Raw genomic sequence first — 17,918 nt, 5'->3', positions numbered from 1 at the left:
GTCGGTGCGAAAAAGGTCGCGTGATGATACCACGGGCGTGTGACCGGACGGTTACGCCCGCTCATGAATAAGGCCCGGCCGCCATGGGGCGGGCCGGGCCGGACGTGCGATGGTGCGCCCAGGGGGATTCGAACCCACGACCTTCTGCTCCGGAGGCAGACGCTCTCATCCACTGAGCTATGGGCGCGCGCACGGGACAGTATAGCAAAACGCGCGCGACGGCTGCGGCGGGCCCGCAGGGCGCTTCTCACTTTTTCGTAAGGTTTGAATACGGGTCGCGCCCCCGTGGCACAATGACCAACGTATGACTCACCGCCGGGAGGGGAGCGATGACGCAAGACGAGAAGGACGCGGGGACGCGCGGGCTCACGGACGCGGAGGTCGCCGAGCGCGTCGCCGCGGGCCTCACCAACGCCAACACCGACGTCAAGACCAAGTCCGTGGGCCAGATCCTGGCCGAGCACGCCCTCACCCTCTTCAACGGCGTGAACCTCGCGCTCGCGCTCCTGGTGCTGCTCACGGGCCAGTACCGCAACATGCTCTTCATGTGCGTGGTGGGCGCCAACCTCGTGATCGGCGTGACGCAGGAGATCCGCGCCAAGCGCATGGTGGACAAGCTCACGATCCTCACGCAGAAGGAGGTCACGGTCATCCGCGTCTCGGGGGAGCGCACGCTTCCGCCCTCCGAGCTCGTCGTCGACGACCTCATGCGGCTCGCCCACGGAGACCAGGTCCCCGCCGACGCCGTCATCGTCTCCGGCAACGTCTCCATGAACGAGAGCCTGCTCACCGGCGAGGCGAAGCCCGTCTCCAAGGGCCCGGGAGACGAGCTGCTCTCGGGGAGCTTCGTCGACGCGGGCAGCCTCGTCGCGCGCGTGAGGTGCGTGGGCGCGGAGGGCTACGCGGCGCGCATCAACGCCGAGGCCAAGTACGTCAAGGCCGTCCGCTCCGAGATCCAGACCACCCTCAAGGCGATCATCCGCCTGGGCACGGTCGTCCTCGTGCCGCTCGGGCTGGGGCTGTTCCTGCGAAGCCTCCTCATGGACGGAGGCACGCTCGACGACGCGATCCTCACCTCCGTCGCCGCGGTCATCGGCATGATCCCACAGGGCCTCGTCCTGCTCACCTCGTCGGTGCTCGCGATCGCGACCTTCCGTCTGGGCAGACGCATGGTGCTCGTGCAGCAGGCCTACTGCGTCGAGACGCTTGCGCGCGTGGACACGCTGTGCCTCGACAAGACCGGCACCATCACCTCCGGCGAGATGGAGCTCTCCTCAGTCGCCGCCGCGCCCGGTTTCTCGCCGGGCGACGTCGAGGCCGCCATGGCCGCCATCGCGGCCGCCAACGCGCAGGACGCCAACGAGACCGCGCTCGCGCTGCTGCGCCACGCCCGCGACGTCGGCGTGACGCCCGGGGAGACGGCCCGCGCGGTGCCCTTCGACTCGGCCCGCAAGTACTCCGGCTGCGTCACCGCGGACGGGCGGGCCCTCGTGATGGGCGCGGCCGCCTTCGTCCTGGGCCGCGATCGCGCCCGGGAGGCCGACGCCCTCGCCGTCGCCTTCGACGCCACGGAGCGCGTGCTGGTGGTGGGCCAGGCCGCGGGGTTTGACGAGGAGAACGCCCTTCTCGGCGACGTCCGCCTGATCGGGTGCGTGGCCATCCGAGACGAGATCCGCGCGACCGCCCCCGACACCATGCGCTTCTTCCTCGAGCAGGGCGTCGAGCTGCGCGTCATCTCCGGCGACGACCCCCGCACCGTGTCGGCCATCGCCGCGCGTGCCGGCGTCCCGCTCGCCGAGCGCTACGTCGACGCCGCGACCCTCGACACGCCCGAGAAGCTCGACGCCGCCGTCGACGAGGCGCGCGTCTTCGGGCGCGTCACGCCGCAGCAGAAGCGCGAGCTCGTCCGCGCCCTGCATCGTCGCGGCCGCACGGTGGCCATGACCGGCGACGGCGTGAACGACGTGCTCGCCCTGCGCGAGGCCGACTGCTCGGTCGCGATGGCGTCGGGGTCGGCCGCGGCGCGCAACGTCTCGGAGATCGTGCTCGCGGACAACGACTTCTCCCACATGCCCGAGGTCGTGGCCGAGGGCCGGCGCTCCATCAACAACCTCCAGCGCTCCGCCTCGCTCTTCCTCGTCAAGACCGTCTTCACGGCGGTGCTCGCGCTCGTGTGCATCGTCATGCCGCCGTACCCCTTCATCCCGATCCAGATGTCGCTGCTCTCCACGGCGATCATCGGGATCCCGTCGTTTGTGCTCGCGCTCGAGCCCAACCACGACCTCGTCCGCGGGAGCTTCCTCGCCAACGTGCTCGCCCGGTCGCTGCCCGCCTCCGCCGCGATCGTCGCGGCGCTTCTCGCGGAGCTGATCGTCGGCCGGGCGCTCGGCCACTCCTTCGACGAGATCTCCACGGTCTGCACCGCGCTCGTCGCCTTCGTGGGCATCGCGCTCATCTGGAGGATCTCGCAGCCCCTGACGCCACTTCGAGCCGCGCTGCTCGTCGTCGTCATCGGCATTGTTGCGCTTGGGTGTACGGTCTTTGGTTCTTTCTTCGAGATCGTGTCCTTTGACGCTAGCATGGGTGTCGTGATCGTCGCGGCGGGCCTTCTCGCGGTCGCGGCGTTCAACCTGCTCTATCGGCGCTCGCTCGCCACCTATGAGAACAGCGAGCGCTTCTCCCGTCTCGTGCGACTAGTGGAGGGAAAGCATGACCGTGACCGCTGACTTCCGGAGCGCCGTCGCCCACGCGCGCCGCCCCGTCACCCTCGAGGCAAACGGCGTGAGCCGCCTCGCGACCGTCGTCTCCGGCATCCCCGGCGCCGAGCGCCTGCCCCGCGCCCTCGTGACGCTGCTCGAGAACGTCGTGCGCCGCGCGGCGACCGACGACGACGCCGTGCGCATGGCGTCCGCCGTCGTCGAGGCGGGCCTCGCGGGCCGCGCGGGCGACGAGATCGAGTTCATGCCCGCGCGCGTGCTCTTCCAGGACTTCACGGGCGTTCCCGTGTTCGTCGACTTCGCCGCGATGCGCGACGCGATGGTCGAGCGCGGCGGCGACCCCATGCTCGTGAACCCCCAGATCCCCTGCACCCTCGTCGTCGACCACTCGGTCATCGCCGACGAGGCGGAGACCCCCTGCGCGGTCGAGAAGAACCAGCAGATCGAGGCCGCGCGCAACCGCGAGCGCTTCGCCTTCCTCAAGTGGGCGAGCCGCTCCTTCCAAAACGTCGAGATCGTGCCCCCCGGCGGCGGCATCTGCCACCAGCTCAACATCGAGCGCTTCTGCGACGTCGTGACCACCGACGCGCTCTGTGCGGAAGGCGCCCATGCCTGCTTCGACACGCTCGTCGGGACCGACTCGCACACCACGACGGCCAACGGCGTGGGCGTGCTCGGCTGGGGCGTGGGCGGCATCGAGGCCGAGGCCGCCGCGCTCGGTCAGCCCATCTCGATGCTCGTGCCCCCCGTCGTCGAGCTGCGCCTCTCCGGCGCGCTCCGCGCGGGCGTCTCGGGCATGGACCTCGCCCTGACCGTGGCGCAGCTCCTGCGCCGCGAGGGCGTCGTCGGGACCATCGTCGAGGTGACGGGTGCGGGCGTCGCGGGCCTCAGCGCCACGCAGCGCGCCTGCGTCGCCAACATGACGCCCGAGTACGGCGCGACGGCGACCCTCTTCCCCGTTGACGACGAGACGCTCGGCTACCTCGCGCTCGCGGGCCGCGACGGCGGCGAGCTCGCCTTCGCCCGCGCCTACCTCGAGGCCCAGGGCGTCTTTGGCGCGACCGACGGCCGCGCCTACGCGCGCACGCTCGAGCTCGACCTCGGCTCCGTCGAGCCCTCGCTCGCCGGCCCCTCGCGGCCGCACGACCGCGTGCCCGTCTCCGGCCTCAAGGAGCGGTTCGAGTCCAGCGCCCGCGAGGCCGGGCGCAACCTCGCGCAGGCCGTCGAGGTCGAGGGTGTCGGCGCGCTGCGCCACGGCGCCATAGCCATCGCCGCGATCACGAGCTGCACCACCGCCACGGACCCTGCCATGATGGTCGCCGCCGGCCTCGTCGCCCGCCACGCGGTCGAGCGCGGACTCGCTCCGCGCCCCTGGGTCAAGAAGGTCCTCGCCCCGGGCAGCCACGCCACTCAGCTTCTGCTCGAGCGCTGCGGCCTCGCCGAGCCGCTCCGCCAGCTCGGCTTCTTCACGTGCGGCTTCGGCTGCATGAGCTGCATCGGCAACTCCGGAGAGATCAAGTCCTGCCTCAAGCCGCACGCCAGCGAGCTCGAGCTGACGAGCGTCCTCTCCGGAAACCGCAACTTCGAGGGGCGCATCTCGCCCGACGTCAGCCAGAACTACCTCTGCCAGCCCGCGCTCGTCGTCGCGTACTCGCTCGTCGGCACCATGGACGTCGACCTCACGACCGAGCCCGTCGGCCTGGCCGCCGACGGCACGCCCGTCATGCTCGCCGACATCATGCCCGACGACGCCGAGATCGAGGCGCTTCTCGCCGCCCACTGCGACGCGAGCCTGTTTACCGAGGGCTCCGAGGGCCTGCTCGAGGGCTCCAAGACCTGGCAGGCCATCGAGTCCTCGAGCTCCTCGACCTTTGCCTGGGACCCTGACTCCACCTACGTGCGCCGCGCGCCCTACTTCGAGATCGCCCGCCCGAGCGCGACCTTTGGCGTCTCCGGCGCCCGTGCGCTCGCCCTGCTCGGCGACTTCGTGACGACCGACCACATCTCTCCGGCAGGCTCGATCGCCGCAAGCTCCCCGGCGGCGCGCTACCTCGAGGAGCGCGGCGTGGCCCGCGAAGACTTCAACACCTACGGCGCGCGCCGCGGCAACCACGAGGTCATGGCGCGCGGCACCTTCGCCAACGTGAAGCTGAGAAACGCGCTCGCCGGCGGCCGCGTCGGCGGGTGGACCAAGAACCTCCTGACCGGCGAGGTCGAGCCCATCTTCGACGCCGCCGAGGCCTATCGCGCTGCGGGCGTGCCGCTCGTGGTTGTGGCCGGCAAGCTCTACGGCTCGGGCTCCAGCCGCGACTGGGCGGGCAAGGGCCCGCTGCTGCTGGGGGTCCGCGCGGTCATCGCCGAGAGCTTCGAGCGCATCCACCGCTCGAACCTCGTTCAGATGGGCGTGCTGCCGCTGCAGTTCGCGGAGGGCGAGAGCGCCGAGACCCTCGGCCTCACGGGCGAGGAGACCTTCGAAGTCGAGCCCATCGACCTCTCGGGCGGGCTTCCTACCCCCCGCCGGGCCCGCGTCACCGCCACGCGCGCCGACGGCACCGAGGTCCGCTTCACGTGCGTCGTCCGCGTCGACACCCCGATGGAGGGGAGCTTCCTCGCGCAGGGGGGCATCCTCCCGTACGTCCTCGAGAGCCTCATCGGGCGCTCGGGCGAGGGTCGCGCATGATCTGCCCCTCCTGCGGTCGCCGCGTGCCCGACGAAGCCATCACCTGCCCCTCGTGCCACGCCTCGCTCGACGTGACGCGCAAGCTCTCCCTCACGGGGGCGACCTGGTGCCCCGCCTGCGGGGCGCTCGTCGCGCCCGGGGTGAGCGAGTGCCCCAAGTGCGGGACCACGGTCCGCGAGCAGCGCCCCGAGCGCAGGCGTCGCGAGATCGACCTCCCGGACATCGGCAACACCGGCATGATGGACGCGCTCGGGGCGCCGGGGGAGACCGGGGCCATGACCCGCATCGAGAGCGCCATTCCCCCCGAGGACGACGCCGCGCTCGGGACGAGGAGGGTCGACCGGCTCCCGCGCACCCGGGCCATCGTCCTCGCCGCCCTTCTCGCCGTGGTCGTCGTGGGCGGCGCGGCCCTCCTGATCACGCACCCCTGGAACCCGGAGGCCACGCGCATCTCGGCGACGACGCCGGCCGACACCTCCATGCAGGGCTTCCCCGGCTTTCTCGAGAGCCTGACGGGACAGGACAGCGCGGGCGGCGGCGAGGTCACCTCTGCCGCCGAGCTGCTCTCCCAGGAGCACGAGCGGCTCGGCGAGCTCGCCGAGAGCGTGGGGGAGAGCGAGGAGCTCCTCAAGTCCGACGGCGTCTCCGCGGAGTCGACCGACGAGCAGCGCGCCGAGTGGCTCGACGAGGCCGAGGAGGTCTCGATCGAGGTCTCGAACCTCATCTCCGAGGTGAGCTCGCTTGATGACGGCACCAACACGGAGGCGGTCGACTCCCTCGTGACCCTCGGGAGCTGGCTGAGAAACCGCTGCGACATCCTGACGTCGGCGTGGGAGCTCGCGGCCGCCTCTGACGACATCGAGTCCGACGCCGCCGCGATCGTCTCCGAGCTGAGCTCGTCGCGCGACTACGCCCGTCGTTTCGAGCAGCAATACGACCTCTGGACGCCCGAGGGGTCACAACCTCAGGATTAGGGCCTCCTTCTCTGCCGAATATGTGAAACGGAACGCTTCCTGCTAAAATCATTGAGTTGTAGGAAGCCGACCTTTGCGTCGGAACGTGAGTTTGGAGGGCACATGGGCTTCATCGCGGACCCGCTCTACACCCCGTCCTATCAGGTCGTGGGCGACGAGGTCGCCGTGTTCGACACCGCCAAGGGGACCATCAGGGTCCAACTTGACGGCGCGGGAGCCCCCGTGCACGTGGCCAACTTCTGCGAGCTGGCCTCCTCCGGCTTCTATGACGGGCTGAAGTTTCACCGCTACGTCCCGGGTTTCGTGATCCAGGGCGGCTGCCCCAACACGCGCGACATGACCCCCGCCGAGGTCGCCGCCGGCCGCGTGGGGCCCACCGGCCGCCCGGGCACGGGAGGCCCCGGCTACCGGATCCGTCAGGAGTTCACCACCAACCCCAACAACGCTCACGTTGATCGCGCGCTCGCGATGGCGCGCTCTGCCGACCCCGACTCCGCCGGGTCGCAGTTCTACTTCTGCCTCGGCCCGCAGCACGGCCTCGACTCCGGCTACACGGTCTTTGGAACCACCCTCGAGGGCGCCGACGTCATCGGCGAGCTCCGTGCGGGGGACGTCATCAACTCGGTCAGGATAGAGCACTCCGGCAACTAGCCGCCCATCCGCGGACTCTTGGAGGAGCACAGTGAACCAGCAGGCTTTTGACGCGGGCAAGCTCGCATACCAGAACTCCGATTGGCTCGGCGCCGTCACGCAGCTCTCCGACGCCCTCGCCCCCGGCGAGGTCTCGGGCGAGGTCGACCACCTGCGCGGCAACGCGTACATGAAGCTCGGCCAGTTCGACGCCGCCGCCCGTGCCTACGAGGGCGCGCTCGCCGACGCCGCCTACGGAAAGCGCGGAGCCCTGCAGTGCAACCGCGGCCGCGCCCTGCTCGCCGCCGGCAAGCCCCAGGACGCCGCCCAGGCGCTCTCCGACGCCGCCGGCGACCCCGACTACTCCACCCCCTACAAGGCCTACATGGCGCTCGGCTCAGCCTACGAGCAGCTCGGCGACATCAGGCGCGCCGGCATGGCGTATCGCAGCGCCGCCATCGACGAGTCCAACCCGGCCCCGTCGGTCGCCCTCTCGAACCTCGGGAGCTGCTTCATGAGGCTCGGCCGCGCCGTCGACGCCGTCGAGGCCTACCGCACGGCCCTCGACTTCACGACCCCGCTCGAGAGCCAGAACAGGATCTGGTGCGACCTGGGCCTCGCCTACGTCGCCGCCAACCGCATGGGCGAGGCCGTCGACGCCTTCGCGCACGCCACCGCGGACGGGACCTACGTCCTTTCCCCCGAGGCCCAGGCCTCCTACGACGCCGCCCGCAAGGCCATGGCGACCCTCGCCGAGCGTCGCCCCTCCGAGACCGACGCGCTGCTCGCCGCGGCCGGCTACGGCGGCTACGACCCGCTCGACCCCACCGGCGAGTCCGGCGAGCTCATGCCCTCGCCCGAGGACACGGGCTTTTTCTCCGTCACCGAGGCCGACCTCATGGAGGCGGACAAGCAGGAGCGCAAGGTGCGCCGCAAGCACCGCCACACCGGCCTCAAGGTCTTCATCGCCATCCTCGTGGTGCTCATCCTCGTCGTCGGCGCCGGCGTCTTCGCCTACGTCCGCGGCTACGGCTGGCCCACGCAGGAGACCGTCGCCGAGCGCCTCTTCGACGCCAAGGGCGACGGCGTCGACCTCTCCGAGTACCTCGTCGAGGGCACCTCTGACGCCGTCATCCAGGAGATCTCCGACGTCCTGCCGACCGACGCCACCATCCAGGTCAACGCCTGCGACCGCTCGATGAGCGAGTCCACCGTCTACCTCACCGCCAAGCTCTCCGCCGGCGGGGAGGTGGACTACACCATCACCATGCGTCGTGACGGCATCGGCTGGAAGGTCGTCGACGTCACGCCCGAGTACCGCTCGCAGGACCTGGCCGATACCACCACTCAGAACTAGGGTGTCCCATGTCACTTTTTGACTCACTGTTCGGGGAGTATGGCGGCGACCTCGCCATCGACCTCGGCACCGCCAACACGCTCGTCGCCGTGCGCGGTCAGGGCATCGTCATCAACGAGCCCTCCGTCGTCGCCATCGACAAGAGCGAGAGCCGCGTCCTGGCCGTAGGCGCCGACGCCAAGCGCATGATCGGCCGCACGCCCGGCTCGATCATCGCCGAGCGCCCGCTCAAGGACGGCGTCATCGCCGACTTCGACGTGACCGAGGTGATGCTGCGCTACTTCATCGAGAAGGCTCGCGGCAACCACTACCCCTGGTCCCCGCGCCCGCGCGTCGTCGTGTGCGTCCCCTCGGGCGTGACCTCCGTCGAGAAGCGCGCGGTCTTCGAGGCCACGATCTCGGCCGGCGCCCGCCAGGCCTACCTCATCGAGGAGCCGATGGCCGCGGCCATCGGCGCCGACCTGCCCATCGAGGACCCGACGGGCTCGATGGTCGTCGACATCGGCGGCGGCACCACCGAGGTCGCCGTCATCTCGATGGGCGGCATCGTCGTCTCCCAGTCCATCAGGACCGCCGGCGACGAGTTCGACCAGACCATCCTCCAGCACGTCCGTGACGCCTACAACCTCTCCATCGGCGAGAGGACGGCCGAGGACATCAAGATCAAGGTCGGCTCCGCGGCGCCGCTCGCCGAGGAGCTCGACGTCGAGGTCAACGGCCGCGACGTCATGAGCGGCCTGCCCAAGTCCGTGCGCATCGAGAGCGAGGAGATCCGCCGCGCCCTCGACCGCCCGCTCGACGAGGTGACCAAGGCCGTCAAGGACGCGCTCGACGTGACGCCCCCCGACCTCGCCTCCGACCTCATGTACTACGGCATCCTCCTCACCGGTGGCGGTGGCCTGCTCCGCGGCCTCGACCAGCGCCTGCGCGAGGAGACCGGCGTCCCGGTCAACGTGAGCCCCACCGCGCTGGAAAACGTCGTCAACGGCTGCGCCAAGGTCCTCGAGGCCAACGCGCTCTCCGGCGGCTTCGTCCAGACGGCGAACTAGCGAGCATGCCGCTCACCCCTTCGCGCCGACAGCCGAGGTCGGCACTCTCAACAAGCAGGCAGTCGAGCGGCGGCCGCGCCCTCGTCGCCTGCGTCATCATCTCGATCGCCCTGTTCACCGCGAGCAGCAGGATGGGCGACGAGGGCCCGCTCGGCGCCGTGCGCGGCGCCTTCCAGACGGTCACCTCGCCGGTCCGCTACCTCGGGGCCACGGTCGCGGCGCCGTTTCGCGGCATCGGCAACGTCGTGACCAACCTCACCGCCGACCAGCAGACCCTCTCGGAGCTGCGCGCGGAAAACGACGAGCTGCGCGCCAGAAACGTCGAGCTCGAGGAGGCGGCGCAGACCGCCGAGCGCCTCCAGGGACTGCTCGACCTGCAGGACGCCAACGACCTCCAGTCCACGGCCGCCCGCATCATCTCGGGGGCCTCCGACTCGTGGAGCACCACGGTCACCATCGACAAGGGCACCTCGTCGGGGGTCACCGCGGGCATGCCCGTCACCGCGTCGAGCGGCGTGGTGGGGCAGGTCATCGACAGCGGCGCCACCACCTCCACCGTGCGCATGCTGACCGACGAGAACTCCTCCATATCGGCGATGATTCAGTCGAGCCGGGTCCAGGGCATGCTGACGGGATCTGTCACCGGCCAGCTCAACCTCACGCTCATCGGCACCGAGCAGGAGGTCAACGTCGGTGACGTCGTGGTCACGAGCGGGCTGGGCGGCGTGTTTCCCAAGGGCCTGCCGCTCGGCGAGGTCACGAGCGTCGAGAGCGCGCCGGGGGCGCTTTTCCTCGACATCGTCGTGGAGCCCTTCTCGCACGCCGAGAACTACGAGGAGGTGCTCGTCATCACCTCGCTCACCGAGGAGCAGCGCGCGACCGCCGAGGACATCGCCGCGGCCGACGCCCAGGACCAGCAGGGGCAAGACGACGGCTCCGCCGACGACGCGAGCGATACCGGAGAGACCGACCAGACCGACGGAACGAGCGAGTAGGGAGGGGAGAGCATGCAGGTCGCAGACAAGGGCAGGGACGTTCGCGGCACGGTCATTCTGGCCGCCGTCTGCCTCGTGCTCCAGCTTGCCGTCGCCCCCAACGTCGCCCTCGGAAACGGTCACGCCAACTTCGCCATGATCTTCTCCGCGTGCGTCGCGCTTCAGACGGGCGGCTCGCGCGGCGTCGTCGCGGGCTTTCTCGCCGGGCTGGTCTTTGATCTCTCCGCGACCTCTCCCGTCGGCCTCATGGCCTTCTGCCTCACGGTCTCGTCGTTTGTGCTCGGCATCGAGCAGCGCAACCGCATGGCCGGCGACCTCGCCTCATCCATGGCCCACTTCTGCGCCTCGGCGCTTGCCGTCTCGCTCGTCTACCACCTCGCCATGCTGCTCGTGGGCCAGGGCGGGTCGCTGATCGACGTCATCGTCTTCCGCACCCTGCCCACCGCCTTCCTCACCATCGTCTTCTTCGTCCCCTTCGCCTACTACTACTCGCGCGTCCGCGCGACGGGGGCGGGGATCGGCGGCCCGGGCACGCTCACGCGCGGCAGCGGCCACGGCGGCACGCACTTCACCAGGCGCGGCCTCTAGGGTGGCGCCATGGACCTCTCCCTGATCATCGTCATCGTCTGCGCGGTGCTCGCCGTTGCGCTCATCGTGGTCTTCATCGTCTTCGGCCGCTCCGAGGGCGCCTTCACGCTCGACATCGGCGGAGCCTCGCCGCGCGCCTCGGGCGGCTCCGACTCCTCGTCCGAGAAGACCCTCTCCTCGCGCCTCATCGGCTTCGCCGCCGCGGTGGGAGGCATCTTCTCGCTTCTGGTCGCGCGCCTCTGGACGATGCAGCTCGTCTCGAGCGAGGAGTACGCCGAGCAGGCCGAGTCAAACCGCACGAGCACGATCTACACCCAGGCCCCGCGCGGGCGCATCCTCGACCGCAACGGCGACGAGATCGTGACCAACCGCAGCAGCCTCACCGTCACCGGCCAGGCCGACGTCCTTGACGACGAGGTCGAGGTCACGCTGCTCGCCAACCTCATCGGCATGCCCCCCCAGGCCGTCCGCAGGAAGCTCCAGGACACCACACAGGGCTACCAGAGCCTGAGGACCGTCTCGGTCGACGTCTCGCGCCGCGTCGTGGCCTACATCGGGGAGCACCCCGAGGTGTTCCCGGGCGTCTCCGTCGAGACCCGCGCCCAGCGCTCCTACCCGCACGGCTCGCTCGCGGCCCACGTGGTCGGCTACACCGGCACCGTGACCCAGGAGCAGCTCGAGGAGAGCGAGAACGCCGAGGACGGGCAGATCACCTACCGCTCCGGCGACATCGTCGGTCAGACGGGCGTGGAGAAGCGCTATGAGAGCGTGCTGCAGGGCGTGCGCGGCGAGCAGGTCGTCTACGTCGACGCCCACGGCAACGTGACCGGCCAGCAGTCCTCCGGCTTCGAGCCCCAGAGCGGCTCGGACCTCGAGCTCACGCTCGACATCAAGGTCCAGCGCGCCGCCGAGGAGTCGCTCGTGAAGGTCATCCAGCAGCAGCGCGACCTCGGCAAGGTGGCCGCCGGCGCCTCGGTAGTCGCGCTCGACTGCACCAACGGCGAGGTCATCGCCATGGCGAGCTACCCCACGTTCACGCCGAGCTCGTTCGTCGGCGGCATCTCCACGGCCGACTGGGACGCCCTCCAGGCCGAGGACGCCAACTTCCCCATGCTCAATCGCGCCATCTCGGGACAGTACCCCTCAGGCTCGATCATCAAGCCGCTCACCACGATGGCGGCGCTCGACTACGGCATCGCCACCGCCTCCGACTCCTGGTACTGCAGCGGCTGGTGGAGCTGGTCGGGGGACCAGAACGACCGTAACGGCATGGGCTGCTGGAGCACGCACTACGACGTGGACCTCGTGAGCGGCATCACCTATTCCTGCGACGTCGTGTTCTACGAGATCGGAAAGGGGTTCTACAACCAGAACTCCGAGGGCATGCAGGAGACCTTCCGCCGCTACGGGCTCGGCTCCGCCACCGGGATCGACCTTCCCGGCGAGGAGGTGGGACGCGTCCCCGACGCCGCCTGGAAGCGCGAGTACTACAAGAGCATGGGCTATTCCGAGGAGGACGCCGTCTGGCAGGGCGGCGAGAACTGCAACCTCGCCATCGGCCAGGGCGACCTGCTCGTGACCTGCATCCAGATGGCCTGCGCCTACTGCAGCCTCGCCAACAAGGGCCCCGTCTGGCGCCCACACGTGATGCGCGGTGTGCGCTCCCGCATGGGCGACGGCTACGTCTCCGAGTACCGCTGCGAGCAGATCCGCGACGTCGAGGAGGACGAGGCCTACCGCGACATTGTCGCACGGGGCATGTGGGGCGTCGTCTACGAGGAGGACCCCACCCAGACGCAGCACTGGACCAACCTCGACGTCACCGTCCGCGGAAAGACCGGAACCGGCGAGCAGATCAGCCTGGACCGCGCCATCGGCTGGTTCGGCGCGTACGGGCCGGCAGGGGAGGGTGAGACCCCGCGCTACGTCGTCGTTGCGAACATGGACGGCGTCGTCTCCGGCGGCTCCTCGTCGCTGCTCGTGGTCCGCGACGTCTTTGGAGCCATCTACGACCAGCCCGACACCGCAACGGGCGTCTCGACATCCGTCGACTAGGGAGGAGCAGGCTTGGCACGTGAGATGACCGGCCCCGGCACCGCCCAGGGGCCACTCGCAGGCATCGCGCAGCGCGTCACCGGGACATCCTCCGGGGGCTCGCACGTCGGAAAGAAGGGTCCGCTCGAGGGCGTCTACCTCACGCAGCTCATCCCGACCCTGCTCATCCTCATCCTGAGCGTCATCACGATGTGGTCCTGCGCCCTCGCACTCGACGCGGTCAGCTTCACGAGCCACCTCGCCGGCATCGTGATCGGCATCGCCGCGGGCGTCGTGGTGTGGCGCTACGACCATCGCAACCTCGCGAACCTCACCACGGCGCTGTTCGTGCTGGCCTGCGTCCTTCTCGCCCTGCCTCTCATCCCGGGCATCGGCGTCGAGGGCGGCCTGGGAGGACTCGGCTGGGCGCGCATCGGGCCGTTCCGCTTCCAGCCCTCCGAGCCCGCCAAGCTCGTCGTGATCGCGCTCATGGCGTCGGCCTGCGGCCAGTACAACGGCAAGATCGAGACCTTCAGGGACTATGCCCGCCTGTGCGCGACGCTGCTCGTGCCGCTGCTCATCATCCTGGTCACCGACCTCGGCACCGGCCTCATGATCTTTTTCACCGGGGCCACGATCATCATCTGCAGCGGCGCGCCCCGCTCCTGGATCTTGGCGACCATAGCCTTGATCGTGGGCGTCGCGGCCCTCGTGATCATCACCTCGCAGATCGAGGGGCTCCCGCACATCCTCCAGGAGTACCAGCTCAACCGACTCACGGTCTTTCTCGACCCCGAGGGCACGGCCTCCGAGGACGGCTACAACCTCCAGCAGGCCATGATCGCCATCGGCTCGGGCGGCCTGCTCGGCAAGGGCTTCGGGAACGCCTCCCAGGCGCTCTCGGGGTTTCTGCCCGCCGCCCAGACCGACTTCATCTTTGCCACCTTTGCCGAGCAGTTTGGCTTTCTCGGGTCCGTCGTCCTGCTCGCGCTGTTTGCGTGGATGATCATCGCCACGATCCTGCTCGCGATGAAGGTCGAGTCGACCTTCTCGAAGCTCGTGCTGGTGGGATGCGCTGCCCTCTGGACCTTCCAGGTGCTCGAGAGCGTGGGCATGTGCATCGGCATCATGCCCATCACCGGCATCCCGCTCCCGTTCATGACCTACGGCTCCTCCTCGATGGTCACCCAGCTCGCGGCCGTCGGCGTGGTACAGTCCGTGTGGCATCATCGTCAGAAGGTCGCTTAGCGCGGCGCTCGCCGCGAGGAGGAGGCCGCCATGGCTTCGAGAAACGTATCCGCCGGGCGCATCCTCGAGGTGCTCGCCTCGGGAAGAAGCGCCCTGCGCGGCAGGGACGAGCGGGTCGTCGTCCGCGTCCACGTTGACCCGGACTGCCCGCGCGAGGTCGCCCTCGCCGTCAAGGGCGCGCTCGTCCCCGAGCGCCCCGGCGTCGTCGTCGAGGTGCTCGGGCTCCGCCAGCAGGCGCCCGCCGGGGAGCTCCCCGACGTCGCCGTCGTGCTCGTGGGTCCCGCGAGCTGCGCCGCGCTGGTCGAGTCCTACGCCCGCGCGGGAGTCTCCGTCTGCCTGGTCGTCGAGGGGGCCCTCGACGCGCCCCGGCTCGATCTGCCGGAGCAGGCCGAGCGGCTCGTCGGCGTCGTGGCCTGCGCCGACGCCGGGGACGTCCCGGACCGGCTCGCCGCCTGGCTCGCCTCGTCCAGCGACAAGTCGCTCGCCCTCGCGGCGGGCCTGCCCTTCTGCCGCGCGGCCGTCGCCCAGGCGCTCATCTCCCGCTGCGCGACCGAGAACGCCGTCGTCGGCGCCGTGAGCCTCATCCCCGGCTCCGACTTTCCGATCATGACCGCCAACCAGGCGAAGCTCGCCCTCGACCTCGCCGCCGCCTACGGGCGCGATCTCGACCCCGCCCGCGCGCTCGAGCTCTGCGGCGTCGTGGCGGGCGGGCTCGGCTGGCGCGCGATCGCCCGCGCGGCGGCGGGCGCGGTCCCGGGCGTCGGCGCGCTGCTCAAGGCGGGCATTGGCTACGGGGGCACCATCGCCATCGGAAACGCGCTGCGCCTGCGCTTTGAGCTCGAGGACCGTCCCGCGCCCGACCGCGCGGCCTCGCCGGCGCCCGAGCGCCGCCCGGCAGCCGGCCTCGGCGCCCCGGCACCCGCCGACGACTACGTCACCATCGGCGGGGGGCGCGCATGAGGGCGAGACGCGAGAGCCTCTTCCACCTGCTCGAGCCGCTGCTCGCCCACGTGGAGCACCCCGCCCGCTACCTCGATCACGAGTGGGGCTCCGTCCAGGAGCAGGACGGTCCCTTCCACCTCTGCATGGTCTATGCCGACGTCTACGAGGTCGGCCAGCCCAACCTCGGCGTCGCCATCCTCTACAACCAGGTGAACGCCCAGGAGGGCATGAGCTGCGAGCGCTGCTACCTGCCGTGGAAGGACATGGCCGCCCTCATGCGCGAGAACGAAGTGCCGCTGCTCTCCCTCGAGTCGGCCTCGCCGCTCGCCTCCTTTGACGCCATCGGGTTCACGCTCGCCCACGAGCTGATCGCCACCAACGTCCTCGAGACCCTCGACCTCGCCGGCATCGCCCTCACCTCGGCCGAGCGCGACGAGGACGACCCCATCATCCTCGCAGGCGGCCCCTCGGCCTGGAACTGCGAGCCGCTCGCCCCGGTCTTCGACGCCGTCCTTCTCGGCGACGGTGAGGAGTCGATCGTCGAGGCCTGCGCCTGCATACGCGACGCCCGCGCCCGCGGGCTCACGCGCCTCGAGACCCTGCGACGGCTCGCGCGCGTCCCGGGCACCTACGTCCCCTCCCTCTACGACGTCGTGGTCGACGAGTCGACCACGCGCTGGGGTCGCGCCGTCCCGCGCGCGGGGGAGGACGTCCCCGAGGTCGTCCTCAAGCGCTGCGTGAATGACTTCGCGGCCACCCCGGCCGTGGCGCAGCGCATCGTCCCGTACATGGGCATCGTCCAGGACCGCCTCTCCGTCGAGGTCCTGCGCGGCTGCGCGCGGGGGTGCCGCTTCTGCCAGGCGGGCATGACCTACCGCCCCGTGCGCGAGCGCCCCGCCGACCAGGTCGTTCGCTGCAGCGTGGAGGGGCTTCTAGCCAGCGGTCACAACGAGATCTCGCTCACCTCGCTCTCCACGACCGACCACTCACAGTGCGCCCAGATCTTGAATCGCATGAACTCCGAGCTCGAGGGCAAGGGCATCCGCGTCTCCATACCCTCGCAGCGGCTCGACTCCTTTGGCGTCGAGATGGCGGCCGCCGTGGCGGGCGGCAAGCGCGGCGGCCTCACCTTTGCCCCCGAGGCCGGCAGCCAGCGGCTTCGCGACGTCATCAACAAGAACGTGACCGAGCAGGACCTCGAGGCCGCCGCGCGCAACGCCTTCGAGGCGGGGTGGCGCCGGATGAAGCTCTACTTCATGATGGGCCTTCCCACCGAGACCGACGAGGACGTCGTCGGCATCGCGCGCATGGCCAAGCACGTGCTCGAGATCGGCCGAGAGGTCGTGGGCCGCGGGCCAAAGAGCGGCGTCTCGGTCTCGATATCCGTCGCCGTGCTCGTGCCCAAGGCCTTCACCCCCTTCCAGTGGTGCGGCCAGCTCGACCCCGACGAGGTGCGCCGCCGCCAGCAGCTCCTGCTCTCCGAGATCCGCGACCGCGCCATCCGCGTCTCCTACCACGATGCCAGCGTCTCGCTCGTCGAGGGGGCGCTCTCCAAGATGGGGCGCGCGGGCTTTTCGCTCGTGCGGCGCGCCTGGGAGCTCGGGTGCTCCTTCGACGCCTGGACGAGCGAGTTCAGGTTCGACCTCTGGGAGCGCGCCGCCGCCGAGTGCGGACTCGACCTCGCCGACGTCGCCTGCGAGCACTTCCCGCTCGCCGCGGCCCTGCCCTGGGACCACACCTCCCCGGGCGTCTCCAAGGGATATCTGCAGCGCGAGTGGCTCCGCGCGGCCGAGGGCGTCACGACCCCCGACTGCACGCGCGACACCTGCGCCGACTGCGGCGTCTGCCCGGCGCTTCGCGTCCACAACGTCATCCAGGGGGTGCGCTCATGAGCGGATCGCGGCCTCAGCCCACCGACGCCAGGCCCCAGGACCTACCCGTCAAGGCGGAGCTCCCGCGCCTGCGCGTGGAGTACGTCAAGGACAGCCGGCTCGCGTTTCTCGGCCATCTGGACCTCATCGCCACCGTCGAGCGCTGCATCCGGCGCGCGGGCCTGCCCTTCTCGGTGGGAAACGGCTTCGCCCGCCGCGTGCGCATTCAGTTCACGAGCGCCCTTCCCGTGGGCGCGAGCTCCGCGTGCGAGTACTTTGACCTGCGTCTCACCGAGCACGTGGACCCCAACGAGGCGCTCTGCGCCCTGCGCGGCGCCACGCCTTCCGCCCTCAGGCCCGTCCGCGCCGCCTACGTCCCCGGCCGGCTCCCCGCGCTCGAGGCGTGGCTCGACCGCTCGAGCTGGGAGCTTCTCGTCCCGGGCGCGGGCCTTGACGCGGCGCAGATCGCGCGGGGCGTCGAGGCGGTGCGCGAGCGAGGGGAGCTCACGTATATGAGAGGGGAGAAGGCCAAGCGCGTCGACGTGGCCTCCACGCTCGTGGGGTTCGAGGCCCGCGACGTCGAGGGCGGCGTCGAGGTCTGCCTCGAGACGCGCCTCGCCGGCTGCGCGCTGCGCCCCCAGGTCCTTCTCGACGCCGCGACCGACGCCCTGGGCCTGCCCCGCGCGTCGGCGCTGCGCGTGCGTCGCGTGCGCCAGGCGCACGAGGAAAATGGGCGTCTTGTGGAACCTTTTGGACCCTTTTGCGAGAAGGACGGGACACCATTATCCTGAGCAAGGTCGCATCACCTCGGCGCGGCCTGCGATCCGTCTTTT

At 70.4% G+C, this 17,918-nt stretch carries 13 protein-coding genes and 1 tRNA gene; 13 read left to right on the top strand and 1 reads right to left on the bottom strand.

Going from position 1 to position 17,918, the window contains the following annotated elements:
• Window positions 1–110: 110 nt before the first annotated feature.
• Window positions 111–187, bottom strand: a tRNA-Arg gene (locus B5F85_RS05425).
• Between the two features lie 142 nt (window positions 188–329).
• Here B5F85_RS05425 and B5F85_RS05420 point away from each other — a divergent pair.
• From B5F85_RS05420 to B5F85_RS05360, 13 genes are all read left to right on the top strand, one after another.
• Window positions 330–2,726 (top strand): HAD-IC family P-type ATPase, encoded by a 2,397-nt coding sequence (locus B5F85_RS05420; protein WP_087315154.1) that lies wholly within the window; start codon window positions 330–332, stop codon window positions 2,724–2,726.
• On the top strand, window positions 2,710–5,397 hold the full coding sequence (gene acnA, locus B5F85_RS05415) for an aconitate hydratase AcnA (protein WP_087315152.1): 2,688 nt from the start codon (window positions 2,710–2,712) through the stop codon (window positions 5,395–5,397). The genes B5F85_RS05420 and acnA overlap by 17 nt, the downstream gene beginning before the upstream one ends.
• Window positions 5,394–6,371: a zinc ribbon domain-containing protein gene (locus tag B5F85_RS05410; protein ID WP_087315150.1), complete on the top strand. Its 978-nt coding sequence runs from the start codon at window positions 5,394–5,396 to the stop codon at window positions 6,369–6,371. The genes acnA and B5F85_RS05410 overlap by 4 nt, the downstream gene beginning before the upstream one ends.
• 102 nt (window positions 6,372–6,473) lie before the next feature.
• Window positions 6,474–7,022: a peptidylprolyl isomerase gene (locus B5F85_RS05405; protein ID WP_087315149.1), complete on the top strand. Its 549-nt coding sequence runs from the start codon at window positions 6,474–6,476 to the stop codon at window positions 7,020–7,022.
• A 31-nt stretch (window positions 7,023–7,053) separates the two neighbouring features.
• Window positions 7,054–8,358 carry a tetratricopeptide repeat protein gene (locus B5F85_RS05400; RefSeq protein ID WP_087315147.1) on the top strand — a complete coding sequence of 435 codons (1,305 nt, stop codon included), beginning with the start codon at window positions 7,054–7,056 and terminating at the stop codon, window positions 8,356–8,358.
• 8 nt (window positions 8,359–8,366) lie between these two features.
• Window positions 8,367–9,407 (top strand): rod shape-determining protein, encoded by a 1,041-nt coding sequence (locus B5F85_RS05395; RefSeq protein ID WP_087315145.1) that lies wholly within the window; start codon window positions 8,367–8,369, stop codon window positions 9,405–9,407.
• A 5-nt stretch (window positions 9,408–9,412) separates the two neighbouring features.
• Window positions 9,413–10,402, top strand: a complete 990-nt coding sequence (mreC, locus tag B5F85_RS05390; protein WP_087315143.1) for a rod shape-determining protein MreC — start codon at window positions 9,413–9,415, stop codon at window positions 10,400–10,402.
• 12 nt (window positions 10,403–10,414) lie between these two features.
• On the top strand, window positions 10,415–10,990 hold the full coding sequence (mreD, locus tag B5F85_RS05385; protein WP_087315141.1) for a rod shape-determining protein MreD: 576 nt from the start codon (window positions 10,415–10,417) through the stop codon (window positions 10,988–10,990).
• 9 nt (window positions 10,991–10,999) lie between these two features.
• The gene (gene mrdA / locus B5F85_RS05380; protein ID WP_087315139.1) at window positions 11,000–13,045 is read left to right on the top strand and encodes a penicillin-binding protein 2; all 2,046 of its coding nucleotides are present in this window, start codon (window positions 11,000–11,002) and stop codon (window positions 13,043–13,045) included.
• A 12-nt stretch (window positions 13,046–13,057) separates the two neighbouring features.
• The gene (locus B5F85_RS05375; RefSeq protein ID WP_239386712.1) at window positions 13,058–14,272 is read left to right on the top strand and encodes an FtsW/RodA/SpoVE family cell cycle protein; all 1,215 of its coding nucleotides are present in this window, start codon (window positions 13,058–13,060) and stop codon (window positions 14,270–14,272) included.
• Window positions 14,273–14,302: 30 nt separating this feature from the next.
• A complete protein-coding gene (locus B5F85_RS05370) occupies window positions 14,303–15,232 on the top strand; it encodes a DUF697 domain-containing protein (RefSeq protein WP_087315135.1) in 930 nt (309 codons plus the stop codon).
• Window positions 15,229–17,106 (top strand): TIGR03960 family B12-binding radical SAM protein, encoded by a 1,878-nt coding sequence (locus B5F85_RS05365; RefSeq protein WP_087315133.1) that lies wholly within the window; start codon window positions 15,229–15,231, stop codon window positions 17,104–17,106. The genes B5F85_RS05370 and B5F85_RS05365 overlap by 4 nt, the downstream gene beginning before the upstream one ends.
• Window positions 17,103–17,876, top strand: a complete 774-nt coding sequence (locus B5F85_RS05360; protein ID WP_087315131.1) for a TIGR03936 family radical SAM-associated protein — start codon at window positions 17,103–17,105, stop codon at window positions 17,874–17,876. Before B5F85_RS05365 ends, B5F85_RS05360 begins: the two co-directional genes overlap by 4 nt.
• The last annotated feature ends 42 nt before the right edge of the window (window positions 17,877–17,918 follow it).

The organism is Olsenella sp. An293 (assembly GCF_002159495.1).
GTDB lineage: Bacteria > Actinomycetota > Coriobacteriia > Coriobacteriales > Atopobiaceae > Thermophilibacter.
This window is presented reverse-complemented; position numbering and strand designations above follow the sequence as displayed.

Bases quoted from the DNA above. Each gene is read 5' to 3' on its own strand.
- B5F85_RS05420 (WP_087315154.1), top strand. From the start codon at position 330: ATGACGCAAGACGAGAAGGACGCGGGGACGCGCGGGCTCACGGACGCG.
- acnA (WP_087315152.1), top strand. From the start codon at position 2,710: ATGACCGTGACCGCTGACTTCCGGAGCGCCGTCGCCCACGCGCGCCGC.
- B5F85_RS05410 (WP_087315150.1), top strand. From the start codon at position 5,394: ATGATCTGCCCCTCCTGCGGTCGCCGCGTGCCCGACGAAGCCATCACC.
- B5F85_RS05405 (WP_087315149.1), top strand. From the start codon at position 6,474: ATGGGCTTCATCGCGGACCCGCTCTACACCCCGTCCTATCAGGTCGTG.
- B5F85_RS05395 (WP_087315145.1), top strand. From the start codon at position 8,367: ATGTCACTTTTTGACTCACTGTTCGGGGAGTATGGCGGCGACCTCGCC.
- mreC (WP_087315143.1), top strand. From the start codon at position 9,413: ATGCCGCTCACCCCTTCGCGCCGACAGCCGAGGTCGGCACTCTCAACA.
- mreD (WP_087315141.1), top strand. From the start codon at position 10,415: ATGCAGGTCGCAGACAAGGGCAGGGACGTTCGCGGCACGGTCATTCTG.
- mrdA (WP_087315139.1), top strand. From the start codon at position 11,000: ATGGACCTCTCCCTGATCATCGTCATCGTCTGCGCGGTGCTCGCCGTT.
- B5F85_RS05370 (WP_087315135.1), top strand. From the start codon at position 14,303: ATGGCTTCGAGAAACGTATCCGCCGGGCGCATCCTCGAGGTGCTCGCC.
- B5F85_RS05365 (WP_087315133.1), top strand. From the start codon at position 15,229: ATGAGGGCGAGACGCGAGAGCCTCTTCCACCTGCTCGAGCCGCTGCTC.
- B5F85_RS05360 (WP_087315131.1), top strand. From the start codon at position 17,103: ATGAGCGGATCGCGGCCTCAGCCCACCGACGCCAGGCCCCAGGACCTA.